General features: G+C 62.1%; 15 protein-coding genes. 12 read left to right on the top strand and 3 right to left on the bottom strand.

Annotated features, from left to right (window positions below; translation table 11 throughout):
* Positions 1-16: 16 nt before the first annotated feature.
* Entirely contained in the window at positions 17-514 is a 498-nt protein-coding gene (locus RIF72_RS08455) for a DUF3093 domain-containing protein (RefSeq protein ID WP_309074375.1), read from the bottom strand.
* An 86-nt stretch (positions 515-600) separates the two neighbouring features.
* On the opposite strand from RIF72_RS08455, the gene dut reads away from it, so the two are divergent.
* From dut to RIF72_RS08475, 4 genes are all read left to right on the top strand, one after another.
* Positions 601-1,140, top strand: coding sequence for a dUTP diphosphatase (dut, locus tag RIF72_RS08460; protein ID WP_309074376.1), 540 nt, complete (start codon positions 601-603; stop codon positions 1,138-1,140).
* Between the two features lie 118 nt (positions 1,141-1,258).
* The gene (locus RIF72_RS08465; RefSeq protein WP_309074377.1) at positions 1,259-2,017 is read left to right on the top strand and encodes a DUF3710 domain-containing protein; all 759 of its coding nucleotides are present in this window, start codon (positions 1,259-1,261) and stop codon (positions 2,015-2,017) included.
* A 103-nt stretch (positions 2,018-2,120) separates the two neighbouring features.
* A complete protein-coding gene (locus RIF72_RS08470) occupies positions 2,121-2,381 on the top strand; it encodes a hypothetical protein (protein ID WP_309074378.1) in 261 nt (86 codons plus the stop codon).
* Complete coding sequence (locus RIF72_RS08475) at positions 2,378-3,205, top strand: DUF3159 domain-containing protein (RefSeq protein WP_309074379.1); 828 nt, start codon at positions 2,378-2,380, stop codon at positions 3,203-3,205. Before RIF72_RS08470 ends, RIF72_RS08475 begins: the two co-directional genes overlap by 4 nt.
* Here RIF72_RS08475 and RIF72_RS08480 read toward each other — a convergent pair.
* Both RIF72_RS08480 and RIF72_RS08485 read right to left on the bottom strand, forming a co-directional pair.
* Positions 3,172-3,909 carry an NAD-binding protein gene (locus RIF72_RS08480; protein ID WP_309074380.1) on the bottom strand — a complete coding sequence of 246 codons (738 nt, stop codon included), beginning with the start codon at positions 3,907-3,909 and terminating at the stop codon, positions 3,172-3,174. The two genes, RIF72_RS08475 and RIF72_RS08480, sit on opposite strands and share 34 nt — an antisense overlap.
* Complete coding sequence (locus RIF72_RS08485) at positions 3,909-4,580, bottom strand: NAD-binding protein (RefSeq protein WP_309074381.1); 672 nt, start codon at positions 4,578-4,580, stop codon at positions 3,909-3,911. The genes RIF72_RS08480 and RIF72_RS08485 overlap by 1 nt, the downstream gene beginning before the upstream one ends.
* Positions 4,581-4,694: 114 nt before the next feature.
* On the opposite strand from RIF72_RS08485, the gene RIF72_RS08490 reads away from it, so the two are divergent.
* The 8 genes from RIF72_RS08490 to RIF72_RS08525 all read left to right on the top strand — a co-directional run bounded on the left by RIF72_RS08490 (position 4,695) and on the right by RIF72_RS08525 (position 15,658).
* Positions 4,695-6,671 carry an APC family permease gene (locus tag RIF72_RS08490; RefSeq protein WP_309074382.1) on the top strand — a complete coding sequence of 659 codons (1,977 nt, stop codon included), beginning with the start codon at positions 4,695-4,697 and terminating at the stop codon, positions 6,669-6,671.
* Positions 6,668-8,026, top strand: a complete 1,359-nt coding sequence (locus RIF72_RS08495; RefSeq protein ID WP_309074383.1) for a TRAM domain-containing protein — start codon at positions 6,668-6,670, stop codon at positions 8,024-8,026. The genes RIF72_RS08490 and RIF72_RS08495 overlap by 4 nt, the downstream gene beginning before the upstream one ends.
* A 242-nt stretch (positions 8,027-8,268) precedes the next feature.
* Positions 8,269-11,076 carry an aconitate hydratase AcnA gene (acnA, locus tag RIF72_RS08500; protein ID WP_309074384.1) on the top strand — a complete coding sequence of 936 codons (2,808 nt, stop codon included), beginning with the start codon at positions 8,269-8,271 and terminating at the stop codon, positions 11,074-11,076.
* A gap of 188 nt (positions 11,077-11,264) precedes the next feature.
* The gene (gene dxs, locus RIF72_RS08505; RefSeq protein WP_309074385.1) at positions 11,265-13,238 is read left to right on the top strand and encodes a 1-deoxy-D-xylulose-5-phosphate synthase; all 1,974 of its coding nucleotides are present in this window, start codon (positions 11,265-11,267) and stop codon (positions 13,236-13,238) included.
* Positions 13,235-13,804 (top strand): DUF402 domain-containing protein, encoded by a 570-nt coding sequence (locus tag RIF72_RS08510; RefSeq protein WP_309074386.1) that lies wholly within the window; start codon positions 13,235-13,237, stop codon positions 13,802-13,804. Before dxs ends, RIF72_RS08510 begins: the two co-directional genes overlap by 4 nt.
* Complete coding sequence (locus RIF72_RS08515; protein ID WP_309074387.1) at positions 13,801-14,361, top strand: hypothetical protein; 561 nt, start codon at positions 13,801-13,803, stop codon at positions 14,359-14,361. Before RIF72_RS08510 ends, RIF72_RS08515 begins: the two co-directional genes overlap by 4 nt.
* Before the next feature lie 30 nt (positions 14,362-14,391).
* Positions 14,392-14,610 (top strand): hypothetical protein, encoded by a 219-nt coding sequence (locus RIF72_RS08520; RefSeq protein WP_309074388.1) that lies wholly within the window; start codon positions 14,392-14,394, stop codon positions 14,608-14,610.
* Between the two features lie 64 nt (positions 14,611-14,674).
* Positions 14,675-15,658 (top strand): aldo/keto reductase, encoded by a 984-nt coding sequence (locus RIF72_RS08525; protein ID WP_309074389.1) that lies wholly within the window; start codon positions 14,675-14,677, stop codon positions 15,656-15,658.
* Positions 15,659-15,848 lie beyond the last annotated feature (190 nt).

The raw sequence follows: 15,848 nt of genomic DNA on the forward strand, positions 1-15,848 counted from the left end.
GCGCAGCGTCCCGGGATCAGTCCCGTGGCGTGGTGAGTGCCGAAACGAGCTCATCGGGCCGGCGCGAGGATGCCAGCCAGTAGGGGGTCCGGTCTGCGGGGTCGGTGATCTCAATCCTGACCACCGGATCGATCCACCCGCGGAAGCACATGTAGGCGAGTCCATTCAGGCGCGGACCCCGCTCAGCGGTGGCTTCGCCTTTTTTGAACGCCTGGACGGAACCTACGTACTTCCGTTCGATGCTCGCACGACCCACCCTGACGGTGTCAGTTGTGACCGTGATGGTTGGCGTGGAGAGCACCAACATGATGGTCATGATGGCCAGGAGCACCAGAGCGGCGATGATGCCGGCTGCTGCGCTGATGGGACCAAACATCAGGACACCGGCGCCGGAAAGGCCTACAACCACAACCCAGATCCATACGGACGGCCACAGCTTCTCGGTGTACAGGACCTCGGAGGCCGAAGGGGTGTTCCGGGCAGGCACAGGGGAAGACTGGTCAGGCGTAGGCATGGGTCCAGCTTATCGGGCATTGGCAACGGGCTTCGCCCCGGACCAACCGGGCCTTGTACCGGCGGATCCCAGTAGAATGAACCACTGTGAGCAACGAGACCGCAGTATTCAGTACAGAGGCAACCTCCGCAGTCGCGGATAACAGCGAAACCACCACAGCGTACGGCGCCCCCACTTTGGAGGTACAGCTGAAAATGCTCGACGCCGGGTTGGAAGCCCCGTCGTACGCCCACCCTGGTGATGCGGGTGCCGATCTCCGTGCCCGGGAGGACGTGCACCTTGCCCCCGGCGAGCGGAAGCTCGTTCCAACCGGTGTCTCCATTGCGTTGCCGGACGGATTCGTGGCCCTGATCCACCCGCGCTCCGGGCTGGCTACGAAGCATGGGCTCACGGTGGTCAATGCTCCTGGCACCGTGGACGCGGGCTACCGTGGCGAAATCGCGGTCACGCTCCTGAACACCGACCAAAAAAACGCCATTGACCTCAAGCGCGGCGATAGAATTGCACAAATGGTGATTCAGCGTGTCGAATACGCGCGGTTCGTGGCTGTTGACCAACTGTCCGATTCCGTTCGGGGGACCGGCGGCTTCGGGTCCACGGGCGGCTTCAACGCACCGAAGGCCTGAGAAAACTACTGAACCCGGCGTGTGCCGCAGACCAACGCCTGACGCATTGGCGCGGTTTAGCGCCGTTTAACGTGGTTGCGGTTTACTTGGGGATAGACCACTACTAAGGAGATACCCAATGCTTTTTGGGCGCGGCAAGAAGTCCAAGGACGAGCGGTCGGATACTGCCGGCATCGTCGATGAGTCGGGTGCCGAGGCACTTAATTCCGAATCGGCCGGCTCCGGCACGCCCGGTGACTTCCGGCTTGGCAAAGGTCCCTTGGACATAGAGGAGATCGAGAGCCGCGATGGCTACGTTGACCTTGGTGCTCTGCTGATCGAACCGGCCGAAGGTCTCCAGCTGCGGCTTGAGGTGGAAGAAGCCACCCAACGCGTGGTCGCCGTGACCATGGACCTCAACGGTTCCAGCTTGCAGCTCCAAGCGTTTGCGGCACCGCGTTCCGAGGGTCTATGGAACGAGATCCGTGAACAGATCAACCAGTCCGTGGCGAGCCAAGGCGGAGAAACCGAAGAGGTTTCCGGAGCTTTCGGCACGGAACTGGTAGCCAAACTGCCAGCTGAAGCTACTGACGGCAGCCGTGGCTTCCGTGCCGCCCGCTTCATGGGCGTGGACGGACCGCGGTGGTTCCTTCGTGGTGTCCTTGGGGGGCAGGCTGCGTTGGAGCGCGAGGCCGCAGCAGGACTGGAAGATCTGTTCCGTAAGGTTGTGGTTGTCCGGGGCGACAATCCGATGCCTCCCCGCGAGTTGCTGCAGCTGCGCCTGCCCAAGGATTCTGCGGTACCGGGCCACGCCGGCGCTCCCCAAGGTGCCGTTCCTCCGGCAGGGCCCGCAATGCAACAGCCGGAGCGAGGGCCGGAGATTACCCAGATTGGTTGATTCCTCCGGGCACAGCGAAATTTCCGGTCGGGGGCCCCTTGGGCAGGGAGTTCGGGATCTTCCTGCGCGGGGCAGGGCTGTATGTACCGGTTTCATCGAGTCTGTGACCCATCAGCCGCCCAGCGAACAGCCGTTCTTCTCGGCTGTGGTGGTCGATTCCCTGAGGCCTGGAGACCAACGTCCTTCCGGGGGAGCAAAAAAGCCCTATGACCGCCTCCGCGTGATCTGGCTGGGCAGGACACGGGTCCCCGGTATTGAAGCCGGCGTGGAACTTCGCTTGAACGGCATGGTGACCCAGGTTGATGGCCTTCCCGCCATGTTCAATCCCCGATACGAAATACTTTCCCGTCAGGAGCACCTATGACCGTGGCCAACGGATCAGAACCGAAGGACACAGGGCGCCCGACGCCCCCGCACGACGAAGTACCGCTGCCCGGCGCCCCCGGACCCGGCACCGCCAAGGCGAGTCCGGCCAGCCCCGGTGCGGACTCACCCACTGTGTCCGACCTTGCTGCCGGTTACGCCGAAAAAGCCGGTCTACACCGGAACAGCGCGGGGCACGTGGACATGCTGAAGTCAGCTGGCGGGGTCCAGGGTATCGCCGAGAGCATCCTTCCCGGGTTGGTCTTCCTGGTGACCTTCACCATCACCCGCGATCTAACGCCGTCCCTGATCGCAGCTTTGGCGGCTGCAGCAGTTTTCACCGTAGTGCGCCTGATCCAACGGCGCCCTTTGACCCAGGCGCTGGCAGGCGTAGTGGGTGTGGGCATTTCCGCGTGGTTGGCCAACACCACGGGTAAGGCGGAGGACTTCTACGTCCTCGGGTTTTTCACCAACATCGCCTATATAGCGGCCATGGTTCTTTCCATCGCGCTCAAGTGGCCGGTTGCGGGCCTGCTGTTTGGCTTCGTGCGCAACGAGGGACTTGAGTGGCGGAAGGATGCAGAAAGGCTCCGTGCCTACAGCTTGGGTACGTGGATCGTGGTGGCGGTGCTTGCTCTCCGCCTGGTGGTTCAGGTGCCGTTGTACTTCATGGGGGAGCCCGGACTGACAGCGTTGGCTACCACCAGGCTGCTGATGGGCGCTCCGCTGTACATCCTGGGCCTCTGGGTGGCCTGGCTTGTCACTAAGCCTGCTGTTCCCGAACCGACACCTCAGCCGTCGAAGCCGTCGTCCTCAGCTGATTGATCGGCTGCCACGGCAGCATCGTCACGGGGATCCCGGCCGTCGTCGGAACCCGGTGACAACAGAGCCCTCAGGCCGTCCTCGGCGGCGATGGTGGTGACGAAGAAGAGTTCGTCACCACCATCGAGGACGTCGTCACGCGTAGGCGTGATGGGGGCGTGGTCGCGCAGGATGGCCACCAACGTCGCGTCTTCCGGCCAGTCGATACCGCCCACCGTGCTGCCAATGACGTGGGAATCATGCGGAACAGTGAACTCCACGATCGATGCGACACCTGTCTGCAGGGTCAACAGACGCACGATGTCTCCAATCTCCACAGCCTCTTCCACGAGGGCTGTCATGAGCTGCGGGGTGTTGACGGCCACGTCCACGCCCCAGGAGTCATTGAACATCCAGTCGTTCTTGGGGTTGTTGACGCGTCCCACGGTCCGCCCCACGCCGAATTCGGTTTTGGCAAGCAGCGATACCACCAGATTCACTTTGTCGTCACCCGTGGCAGAAACCACGACGTCGGCATCCTCAAGTTTGGCGTCCTGCAATGTGCTGAGTTCGCAGGCATCGCCCACAAGCCAGCGGGCACCTCGCAGCCCGCTGCGCCCAATGACCTCGGGTTTTAAGTCAATGAGGAGAATCTCGTGTTTGTGGGCGAGCAGTTCACGCGCGATGGACGAGCCGACGCTGCCTGCGCCAACAATGACAACTTTCACTAAGACTCCTTGGCGGGTGCTTTTGCGAGAATCCGGCTGATCTCTGTGGTTCTGTCCAGGTTCACCATCGCGTGGACCGTGTCACCCTCCTGGTATGCGGTGCCGGCTTGCGGCAGCAGGCCCTCACCGAATCTGGTGAGGAACGCAATGCGGATCCCGGCGGCGGACTCAATGGAGTCCATGCTGTGCCCGATCCAATCCTCGTGCAGGTCCACTTCAGCCAGTACCAGGCGGCCTGAGGGCTCTCGATAGTCACCGGCGAGGTGCTGCTCGGGAAGTATGCGGCGCAGGACCTGGTCGGCACTCCAGCGGACGGCTGCGACGGTGGGGATGCCTAGCCGCTGGTAGATTTCGGCGCGGCCGGGATCGTAGATGCGTGCCACCACATGGGCAACATGAAATGTTTCGCGGGCCACTCGCGTGGCAAGGATGTTCGAATTGTCGCCGCTGGAGACGGCCGCAAAGGCGTAGGCCTCTTCAACGCCTGCTTGCTTCAGGGTGTCCCGATCGAAGCCGACCCCGGTGACTTTGCGACCCGTGAAGGTGTTGCGGAGCCGGCGGAAGGCCCGCTCGTCCTGGTCGATGATGGCCACCGAGTGGCCTGCATCCTCCAAAGTGTGTGCCAAGGTTGCGCCAACACGGCCGCAACCCATGATCACGAAGTGAGCCACCGTGTCTCCTTATGTGTCTTGTCCATCCCGCTCGGTATGACTTTACCGGTGCACCGCGGGCAAGCTCGCGACAACCGTCATGACATCCCTGGGGATTCAGAGTAGCTTTGCGGAGTGCTGACAATTCTGAATGCCGCGAAGCGGGTGTTGGTGGGCCGGCCAGTCAGGAACGACCGTCTGTCCCGCACCTTGTTGCCCAAACGCATCGCTTTGCCGATCTTCGCCTCGGATGCCCTGTCCTCAGTGGCCTATGCCCCGGACGAAATCCTGCTGACGCTGGCCCTTGCCGGCGTGAGCGCCGTGGCCTTCTCCCCACTGGTAGGCCTCGCCGTCATGGTGGTGTTGCTCACAGTGGTGGCGTCCTACCGCCAGAACGTGCACGCCTATCCGTCCGGCGGTGGCGACTACGAGATCGCCAGCGTCAACCTCGGTAAGCATGCCGGGCTCACCGTAGCCTCAGCATTGCTGGTGGATTACGTACTGACGGTTGCCGTGTCCATGTCATCGGCCGCTACGTACCTGACCACGGCCGTCCCGGCCCTGCATGGCCAGCAGGCACTGATTGCTGCTATCGGCGTGATCATCCTGGCTCTGGTCAATCTTCGCGGAGTCAAGGAAGCCGGGACGCTGTTCGCCGTCCCCACGTACATCTTTATGGCGTCCATCCTCGGCATGACCGCCGTGGGCATTTTCCAGGCCGTAACGGGCACCTTGGGGGAGGCGCCGTCCGCCAACTTCACGATTGTCCCCGAGCCCGGATTCGATGAAGGCCTGGTAGGGCTGGCAGGGGCCTTCCTGCTTCTGCGTGCCTTTTCTTCGGGCGCGGCGGCGCTGACCGGCGTCGAAGCCATCAGCAACGGCGTCCCGAACTTCCAGAAGCCCAAAAGCAAAAACGCGGCCACTACGTTGCTGCTGCTCGGCGTCATTGCGGTATCCATGATGGCCGGCATCCTCTACCTTGCCAACGCCACCAAGGTGCACATCGTCCTGGACCCGGCACGGGAATTCCTGGTGGACGGAAAGCCGTTGCCTGAGGGGTACATCCAGACTCCTGCCATCAGCCAAATTGCCGACACCATCTTTGGGTCCGGTTCCATTCTTTTCTACGTCGTAGTTGCGGCCACGGGCATCATCCTGGTGTTCGCCTCCAACACGGCGTTCAACGGCTTCCCCGTGTTGGGTTCGATCCTGGCCCAGGACGGCTACCTGCCCCGACAACTCCGTACGCGAGGCGACAGGCTTGCATTCAGCAACGGCGTCCTTGCGCTTGCAGCCGGGGCGCTGGTCCTGATTCTGGCGTTCAACGCAGATGTCACCAAGCTGATCCAGTTGTACATTGTGGGCGTTTTCATCTCTTTCACAGCCAGCCAGCTCGGCATGATCCGGCACTGGGGCCGTGAGCTGAAACTCGCCCGGGACAAGGCTGTCCGCCGGCGCATCATCAAATCGCGGACCATCAACATGCTGGGCTTCGGAATGACGGCTTTGGTCCTTGTCATCGTCCTCATCACCAAGTTCGAGCAGGGCGCCTGGATCGCCCTTCTAGCCATGTTTGTCCTCTTCCTCATCATGTGGAGCATTCGGGCACACTACGACAATGTGGCCAGGGAGCTGGCCGTGGACGAGGACTCTTCGCCCCGCGCACTTCCCACCAGGGTTCACGCGGTTCTCCTCGTTTCACACGTGCGTAAGCCGGTCCTCCGGGCACTGGCGTACGCGCGGGCGTCGAGGCCTTCACGCTTGGACGCCGTCACAGTGGACATCAGCCCGGAAGAGACAGCGCAGACCGTCAAGGATTGGGAGAAGCTGGAGATTCCCGTTCCCCTGACCGTGTTGGCCAGTCCCTACCGTGAGACCGTGACGCCCATCATGGAGTACATCAAGAACATGCGCCGCGACTCACCGCGGGACCTGATCGTGGTGTATATCCCCGAATATGTGGTGGGCAAATGGTGGGAACAACTCGTCCATAACCAAACAGCACTCAGAATCAAGACAAGGCTCCATTTCGAACCCGGAGTCATGGTTGCCAGCGTTCCGTGGCAGCTGAAGTCATCCGAAGAAGCAAAGGCACTGCAGGATACCCAATGACCTCCCACAACAATTCCCATAACGCAGAACACGAAGGCGCGCCCGGCACCGAACTGGTGGTGGACGTTGGCCCCATCGCCCACGGAGGGCACTTCGTTGCCCGGCACGAAGGGCGCGTCATCTTCGTGAGGCACGCAATCCCGGGTGAGAAGGTCCGTGTCCGGTTGACTGACTCCGGCGACTCGTCGCGCTTCTGGCGTGCCGACGTCGTCGAGGTCCTGGAGGCCTCACCGGACCGTGTTCCGCACTTCTGGAAGCAGGCTGATTCGCTGGGCTCATGGCGCCGTGGAGCCCCGCCGGTGGGAGGCGCCGAACTCGGACATATTTCCCTGCAGCGCCAGCGGGCCCTGAAAGCGGAAGTACTTGCCGAACAGCTCAAGCGGCTTGCCGGCTTGGACCTCGCCACCGAAGTGGAAGGCGTGGGAGACAACCACGACGGCGGACTCGGCTGGCGTACGCGCGCCAGCTTCGCGGTGACCCCCAAGGGTCGGTTGGGCATGCATGCGCACCGTTCTGACGTCGTGCTTCCCATCAAGGAGATGCCTCTGGCGGTTGCGGGTCTCAACGAGCTAAAGCTGTGGGACCTCGAGCTGTCGGGCATCGCCCGTGTGGAAGTCGCGGTGCCCGCCAACGGTTCTCGGCCCCTGATCCTGCTGGCTCCGGAAGAATCAACGAGTCCCAAGAGATTGCACAGCATCCTGTCTCAGTTGCCGCATGACGTCTCGGTTGCGAGCTTCGACCCCACCAAGGGCGAGGTCCTGCAGCTGCGGGGGAGGACCTGGGTGCAGGAGAGCGCGGCCGGCCATGAGTACCGTGTCACCGGTGAGGGTTTCTGGCAGATCCACAAGGACGCCCCGGACACGCTGGTGGGCGCTGTGACGGGCTTTCTCTCCGAGGGCGGGTACTTGCAGCCCGGCGCTGCAGTTGCCGATCTCTATGCCGGTGCCGGCCTGTTTACGGCACCTTTGGCGGACGCCGTCGGAGTTACCGGTTCGGTGCTTTCCGTGGAAGGCGCGCCGGGCACTAGTCGGGATGCCCGCAAAAACCTACACGGGGAAGCCCAGGTGGAAATCGTGCAGGGACGTGTTGAGCGGGTCCTGCACCAGCGCGCCCGCAGCTTCGACTCGCTGGTTCTGGATCCCCCACGCGCCGGGGCCGGCAAGGCCGTAGTCAAGCAACTGATGTCCACAGGACCGCGTGCGATCGCCTATGTGTCGTGTGATCCGGCCTCCTTTGCACGTGATCTGGGTTACTTCCATCAAGGTGGTTGGCGGCTTGAATCGCTGAGGGCCTTCGACTTGTACCCGAACACCCATCACTTGGAAACGGTAGGGCTGATCGTCCCCGCTGCTTAGCGGGCGGCTGCCCGACTGCCATGGTGCAGAAGGAGTAACTGCCTGTTTCCATCGCGATGCCCGATCAGTGACGCAACGCCGCGGTATGCCACTACGATGGCTGTAGTAGCCCCGCTCCGCAGAATCCGACGCTGCGGACCGGGGTGACCACGAGAGATGCCGCCCGGCTAAGTAAGGTGCGCCTAACTGGCTAGCGGCCAACCACGCGACAAAGATGAAACTGTTGCGAGAGGAGTCCTGCCATGAGCACTGTGGACAGCTTCGGTTCCAAAGGCGTACTGAATGTAGCCGGCACCGACTATGAAATTTTCCGGTTGAACTCCGTAGAGGGCGCAGACAGCCTTCCGTTCAGCCTTAAGGTATTGCTTGAAAACCTCCTGCGGACTGAGGATGGCGCCAATATTACGGCTGACCATGTCCGCGCCCTGGCCGGTTGGGATCCCAATGCGGAGCCTGACACGGAAATCCAGTTCACCCCCGCCCGAGTCATCATGCAGGACTTCACCGGCGTTCCCTGCGTCGTGGACCTGGCTACCATGCGCGAAGCCGTCAAGGAACTCGGCGGTGACCCCAAGCGCGTCAACCCGTTGGCGCCCGCAGAAATGGTCATCGACCACTCCGTCCAGATCGACGCCTTCGGAAACTCCGGCGCACTGGAGCGCAACATGGAGATCGAATACCAGCGCAACGGTGAGCGCTACCAGTTCCTTCGCTGGGGCCAGACCGCATTTGATGACTTCAAGGTTGTTCCCCCGGGAACGGGCATCGTCCACCAGGTCAACATCGAGTACCTGGCACGCACTGTCATGACCCGCGAGGTAGACGGCGTTGTCCGCGCCTACCCCGACACCTGTGTGGGCACCGACTCGCACACCACCATGGTCAACGGCCTGGGCATCCTGGGTTGGGGCGTCGGCGGCATCGAAGCCGAAGCTGCAATGCTCGGCCAGCCCGTCTCCATGCTGATTCCCCGCGTTGTGGGCTTCAAGCTCAAGGGCAGCATCCCCGCTGGTGCCACCGCTACTGACGTGGTGCTGACCATCACCGAAATGCTGCGCAAGCACGGCGTTGTCGGCAAGTTCGTTGAGTTCTACGGTGAAGGCGTTGCCGCCGTGCCGTTGGCCAACCGCGCCACCATCGGCAACATGAGCCCGGAATTCGGTTCCACCGCCGCCATGTTCCCGATCGACGACGTCACGCTGGACTACCTGCGCCTGACCGGCCGTTCCGAAGCGAATGTCGCCCTCGTGGAGGCATACAGCAAGGAACAGGGCCTCTGGCACGATCCCTCCCGCGAACTGCGCTTCTCCGAGTTCCTCGAGTTGGACCTGTCCACGGTTGTTCCTTCCATCTCGGGCCCCAAGCGTCCTCAGGACCGCATCGAGCTCACGGATGCCAAGGAGCAGTTCCGCAAGGACATCCACAACTACGTCGCCATCGAAGACGGCAGCGTGGACGAGTCCCTGGACGAATCGTTCCCGGCTTCGGATGCGCCGTCCTTCACGCATGCTGATTCGCACACCACGGAGACGGAGCGCGTTTACTCCGCCGCCAACGGTGCGAATGGCCGCCCCTCTTCGCCGGTCAAGGTCACCACTGCCGACGGCCGCGAGTTCGAATTGGACCACGGCGCAGTGTCGATCGCTTCGATCACGTCCTGCACCAACACGTCCAACCCGTCCGTCATGCTGGCTGCCGCCCTCCTTGCACGCAACGCCGTGGACAAGGGCCTGACCTCCAAGCCGTGGGTCAAGACCTCCGTTGCCCCGGGATCGAAGGTCGTCACGGACTACTACGAAAAGTCCGGCCTGACCCCTTACCTGGAGAAGCTTGGCTTCTACATCGTGGGTTACGGCTGCGCCACCTGCATCGGTAACTCCGGCCCGCTTGAGCCGGAAATCTCCGAGGCCATCCAGGCCAACGACCTCTCCGTCACTGCAGTCCTCTCCGGTAACCGCAACTTCGAAGGCCGCATCAACCCGGACGTGAAGATGAACTACCTGGCGTCGCCGCCGCTGGTTATCGCTTACGCCCTGGCCGGCACTATGGACTTCGACTTCGACACCGACGCCCTGGGTACTGACTCCGAGGGCAACGAGGTCTTCCTCAAGGACATCTGGCCGAACCCCATCGAGGTGCAGGAAGTCATTGACTCCTCCATCGATGAGGCCATGTTCGCCAAGGGTTACGAAGGCGTCTTCGACGGCGACGACCGCTGGAAGGCTCTCGACACGCCTGCCGGTGACACCTTCGCCTGGGCCGAGGATTCCACGTACGTACGGAAGCCCCCATACTTCGAGGGCATGAAGGCCCAGCCGGATCCCGTCAAGGACATCTCCGGAGCCCGCGTGCTCCTGAAGCTTGGCGACTCCGTGACCACGGACCACATCTCCCCGGCCGGTTCCTTCAAATCGGACACCCCTGCGGGCCAGTACCTCTTGGCCAACGGTGTGGAGCGCAAGGACTTCAACTCCTACGGTTCACGCCGTGGCAACCACGAAGTCATGATCCGCGGTACGTTTGCCAACATCCGTATCAAGAACCAGCTCCTGGACAACGTCGAGGGTGGCTTCACCCGCGACTTCAGCCAGGAAGGTGCGCCCCAGGCTTACGTTTACGATGCAGCCCAGAACTACCAGGCAGCAGGAACGCCCCTGGTTGTCCTTGCAGGCAAGGAATACGGTTCGGGTTCGTCCCGTGACTGGGCGGCCAAGGGCACGGCGCTCCTGGGCGTCAAGGCCGTCATTGCCGAAAGCTACGAGCGCATCCACCGCTCCAACCTCATTGGCATGGGCGTCCTTCCGTTGCAGTACCCTGCCGGAGAGTCCGCAGCAACGCTGGGCCTGACCGGTACGGAAACCTTCGCGGTGGAAGGCGTCACCGAGCTCAACAACGGCACTACGCCGAAGACGCTCAAGGTAACTGCGACGGCTGAAGATGGTACCTCCAAGTCCTTCGATGCCGTCCTGCGCATCGATACCCCGGGTGAAGCGGACTACTACCGCAACGGTGGCATCCTGCAGTACGTTCTGCGCCACATCTCGGCATAACGGACCGGCTGGTTTCCAGCTGATTCATAAGCCGGACAGCCCCGGCTGGTCGCCCGACCAGCCGGGGCTGTTGGCGTCCCGGGAACAGCCCCGGCTGGCCTATGCCAGGACTCGGATCCCCGGCGCAACGCGTGGGTCCGGGCACGCGCTAGAGTTAACAAGCACGTCATACACCCTAAGGAGGGCCGTTGGGACTTTTGGAAACCGTCAAGGATCCACGGGACCTGGCCAAACTATCCGGCACGGAGCTGGAACAACTGGCCGGCGAAATCAGGGAATTCCTGATCACCAACGTAGCCGCAACGGGTGGACATCTTGGTCCCAACCTGGGCGTTGTTGAACTCACGCTCGCTGTCCACCGGAACTTTGAGTCACCGCGGGACAGTGTCGTCTTCGATACCGGGCACCAGTCCTATGTGCACAAGCTGCTCACGGGACGCCAAGACTTCACGACGCTTCGCCAGCAAGGCGGACTGTCCGGCTATCCTGACCGTGCGGAGTCCGAGCACGACATCGTGGAAAGCTCGCATGCGTCCTCCTCCCTGTCCTGGGCAGATGGCATCTCGCGTGCCCGGCAGCTGACCGGCGAGGGCGACCGGTTCGTCGTCGCCGTTGTTGGCGATGGAGCGCTGACCGGAGGAATGGCGTGGGAAGCCATCAACAACATTGCGGCCGACAAACGGCGGCGCGTGGTGATCGTTGTCAACGACAATGGGCGCTCCTACGCTCCCACTGTGGGCGGTTTTGCTGACTACCTTGCTTCATTGCGTCCCACCATCGACTCCTTGCGTACCACCCCGGCCTACGAACGGATGCTGGACTGGTGGAAGAAGAAGCTCCAGAACGGCGGCCCTGCCGGTCAATTCACCTATAAGAGCCTGCATGCCATGAAGAAGGGCATCAAGGACTGGTGGGCCCCGCAGGGCATGTTCGAGGACCTTGGCATGAAGTACATCGGCCCCGTTGACGGTCATAACCTCCAGGCAATGGAGCATGCGCTCAACACCGCCAAGGCGTACGGCGGACCCGTCATTGTTCATGCCATGACGGAAAAAGGCCACGGCTATGCCCCCGCCCTCGCCAATGAAGCAGACCAATTCCACGCCGTAGGAATCATTGACCCGGAAACGGGCGAGCCAACCGAAATGCCTGGTGCCAGATCCTGGACCTCGGTATTCGCTGAAGAAATCGCGGACATTGCCGACGAACGCCCCGACATCGTGGGCATCACCGGCGCCATGCTCATCCCCGTGGGATTGCACAAGTTCGCTGAGCGCCATCCGGAGCGCGTGATCGACGTCGGCATTGCGGAGCAGCATGCGCTGACGTCCGCGGCAGGCATGGCGTTCGGCGGCCTCCACCCGGTGGTGGCCGTTTACGCGACCTTCCTGAACCGCGCCTTTGACCAGCTCCTCATGGACGTGGCGCTGCACAAGGCCGGTGTCACCATCGTTTTGGACCGTGCCGGTGTGACGGGCCCGGACGGTCCCAGCCACCACGGGATGTGGGACATGGCCATGGTCCAGATCGTGCCTGGGCTCCATCTGGCTGCTCCCCGTGATGCCACCCGGCTCCGCGAAGAACTGCGTGAGGCGGTGGCGATCAACGATGCCCCCACTGTGGTGCGGTTCTCCAAGGGCAGCGTAGGTTCCGAAGTTGAAGCAATCCAGAGGCTTCATGACGGCGTGGACATCCTCGCGCGGCGCCCGGAGGGCTCCAACGAAAACGATGTCCTGATTGTTAGCGTCGGCTCAATGTCCGAACTCGCACTGGATGTCGCTGCGCGATTGGGTGACCAGGGCATCAGCTCAACTGTGGTGGATCCCCGGTGGGTCCTTCCTGTCCGGAAATCGATCATCGCACTAGCTGCCCGTCACCGCTTGGTGATCTGCCTCGAAGACGGCGTCCGGGCAGGTGGGGTGGGCTCCCGCATACGGCAGGAAATGCGGGCTGCAGGTGTAGACACGGCCCTGAACGAAGTGGGCCTACCGGTTGAATTCCTTGTACACGGCTCACGCAGCCAGGTCCTGGAACGCGTGGGACTCACCGCCCAGAAAATAACCCACGACGTCGTAGCCCAGGTTTTGGGGACGAAGGTCCCGTTTGCCAGGCCCCTCCCGGGCCAGGAACACCCCACCACCGGCAGCCTGCCAACCCTGTGACGGACGAGCGCGTGCCGGGTGCACTGCAGCCCGGCGACCTCGTGGTGTCGAGGAACAGGAAATGGGACGGAAAGGCCCACTGGGTAGTGCCTGGCCGCTACCTTGGTGAGGACATTCACGGCTGGTGGATATTCCAGGGAGCGGGGGAGTTTTGCGCACGCCCGGGCGCAGCTTTCTATACGGCGTCAGATGCGGTCTTGTTAGTCCCGCGAACCGGCGAGTTTGTGGCTACGTTCTACGACGACAGCTATCCGGGCGACTTCAGGATCTACGTTGACCTGGCCACCTGTCATAGCTGGAATCCCATCAAGCCCGGCGTCATGGAATTCCACATGATCGATATGGATCTGGACGTTATCCGTTCCATCAGGCACGGAGTGTTCGTGGACGATGAAGACGAGTTTGAGCATCATCGGATGGTCATGGACTATCCGCAACGGACGGTGGACGCAATGCGCGCAGAATGCGCGGCCCTCTTCGAGGCAGTGAACACCATGAAAGCACCTTTCGACGTCAATGGAGCCACCAGCACCAGCGCCGAGTGGTTCAGGAAAGGACGAGCATGAGCGGCATCATCCGTGCATACAAGCGCGACGACGAAGGAGTACTTCACTTCCGGGAGGCCTGGTACGACGACGAAGACCAGCAGTTCGTGGTCAACCACGGTGTAGTGGGCCACCAAAGCAAGACCGACGAAGCAAACGTTGCCGATGAATCTGCCGTGGAAGGCCTGATGGCCGCTTTCGCCGCGCAATGCGAGGAAGACGGCTACGCCGAAATCCCCGAGTCCGAACAGTTCTGGGTAGTGGCCCAAATTGCGTTGAAAACCAAGGACGGCACCGAACGTGACCGGCATCTTGAGCGGAAGGCCAAAGCCGCCCTCACCGGTGAGCTGGCGTGGCGTGGGTTGGGCGTGGTGGACCGTTCGGAAATTGGCAACGGCCACTTGAACATCTTCTGCCTCTGTCCGGACGTCAACAAAGCCGTCAACGCCATCAAAATCTGTGTTCGTGGTGAGGATCTGGACTTCACCAAGCTCACTGTTGCCGCAGCGCCGCACAGCGACCCCACAGCATTCCGGGTGAAGCACTCGCCCAAGCAGGGCGCGGGCTTTACTCTCTAAGTAGCACCCAACGCATCAGGAGGGATCTCCATGTCGCCCAAGAGCAACTGGCCCGGACATACACCGCTGCCCAAAGGTCTCGCCGCGCCGGCGAAACGGGCCCTGGCCCACGAAGGGATAGAGACGCTGGAGCAGCTGGCCGAGTTCGGCGAAGTGGAACTTTCCAAGCTCCACGGTATGGGCCCGGTAGCCATAGCGCAGCTCGAGGACGCCATGGAGGAATCCGGAATCTCTTACGGCGCCCGTTAGCTTGGGGAAGCCTTTATTGCCTCGGGTGACCATCTGGTCCCCGCGCCCCGTATAGGCTGAATTCATGACTGAATACCGACGCCTTGGCCATTCCGGACTGACAGTCTCAGCTGTAGGGCTGGGCTGCAACAACCTGGGCCGCGCCAACACCCCAACTGAGTCCCAGGAAGGCACGGACGCTGTTGTCCACGCAGCGATTGATGCCGGGGTAACGTTCTTTGACGTCGCCGACGTTTACGGTCGTGAGCCCGGCCTGAGTGAGGTCATGCTGGGCAAGGCGCTGAAAGGCCGCCGTGATGACGTGGTCATCGGAACCAAATTCGGTTTGGACATGCGCGGAGTCAACGGCAAAGACTTCGATGCCCGAGGTTCCCGGCGGTACATCGTGAAAGCCGTCGAAGCTTCACTCCGCCGCTTGGACACCGAGTGGATCGACCTCTACCAGTTCCATACTCCGGACCCGCGCACTCCGATCGAGGAGACTCTCGCAGCCTTGGGTGACTTGGTTTCCAGCGGCAAAGTGCGCTACATCGGGCATTCGAACTTTGCCGGCTGGCAAATAGCCGAAGCTGAGTACGTAGCACGACAATCACCATCAAGCAGCGTCCGCTTCATCTCGACGCAAAACCATTACAACCTCCTGGACCGGCGTGCTGAACTCGAAGTGCTTCCCGCGGCCGGGGCATTCTCCTTGGGTGTCCTGCCGTACTTCCCCCTGGCCAACGGGCTGCTCACCGGGAAGTACTCCGAGGGGAAAGCTCCGGAAGGCTCACGATTGAGCCACACCCGCACCAACCTGGTGCACGACGCCGACTGGGAGCAGCTTGGCCGCTTCGGCCAGTTCGCCAAAGAACGGGACATCAGCGAGCTTCAGTTGGCTTTCTCCTGGTTGGCCGCGCAGCCTGGCGTGAGCAGCGTCATCGCGGGTGCCACCCGTCCGGAACAGATCCGTGAAAATGCCGAAGCCGTGTGCTGGGTCCCCACGCAGCAGGATCGCGAGGAACTGGACGAAATCTTCCCACAGGCGCCGAAGGTGGCACTCTTCTAACCTTCTCTCACATCCCTCGGGCTTGAACCCAACCGTCTCGCACATCCCTCGGGCTTGAACCCAACTGCGGCCGTATGGTTTTCTGAGACAGCTTGATGGGAGATTGCGTTTCGGATGAGCACGCCCAGAAGAAAATATGATGCCGCGTTCCGTGAGGAAGCAGTGCGGTTGGTTTTGTCCGCGGATCGTT

This window comes from Paenarthrobacter sp., from assembly GCF_031180005.1.
In the GTDB taxonomy this organism is placed as follows: Bacteria; Actinomycetota; Actinomycetes; order Actinomycetales; family Micrococcaceae; genus Arthrobacter.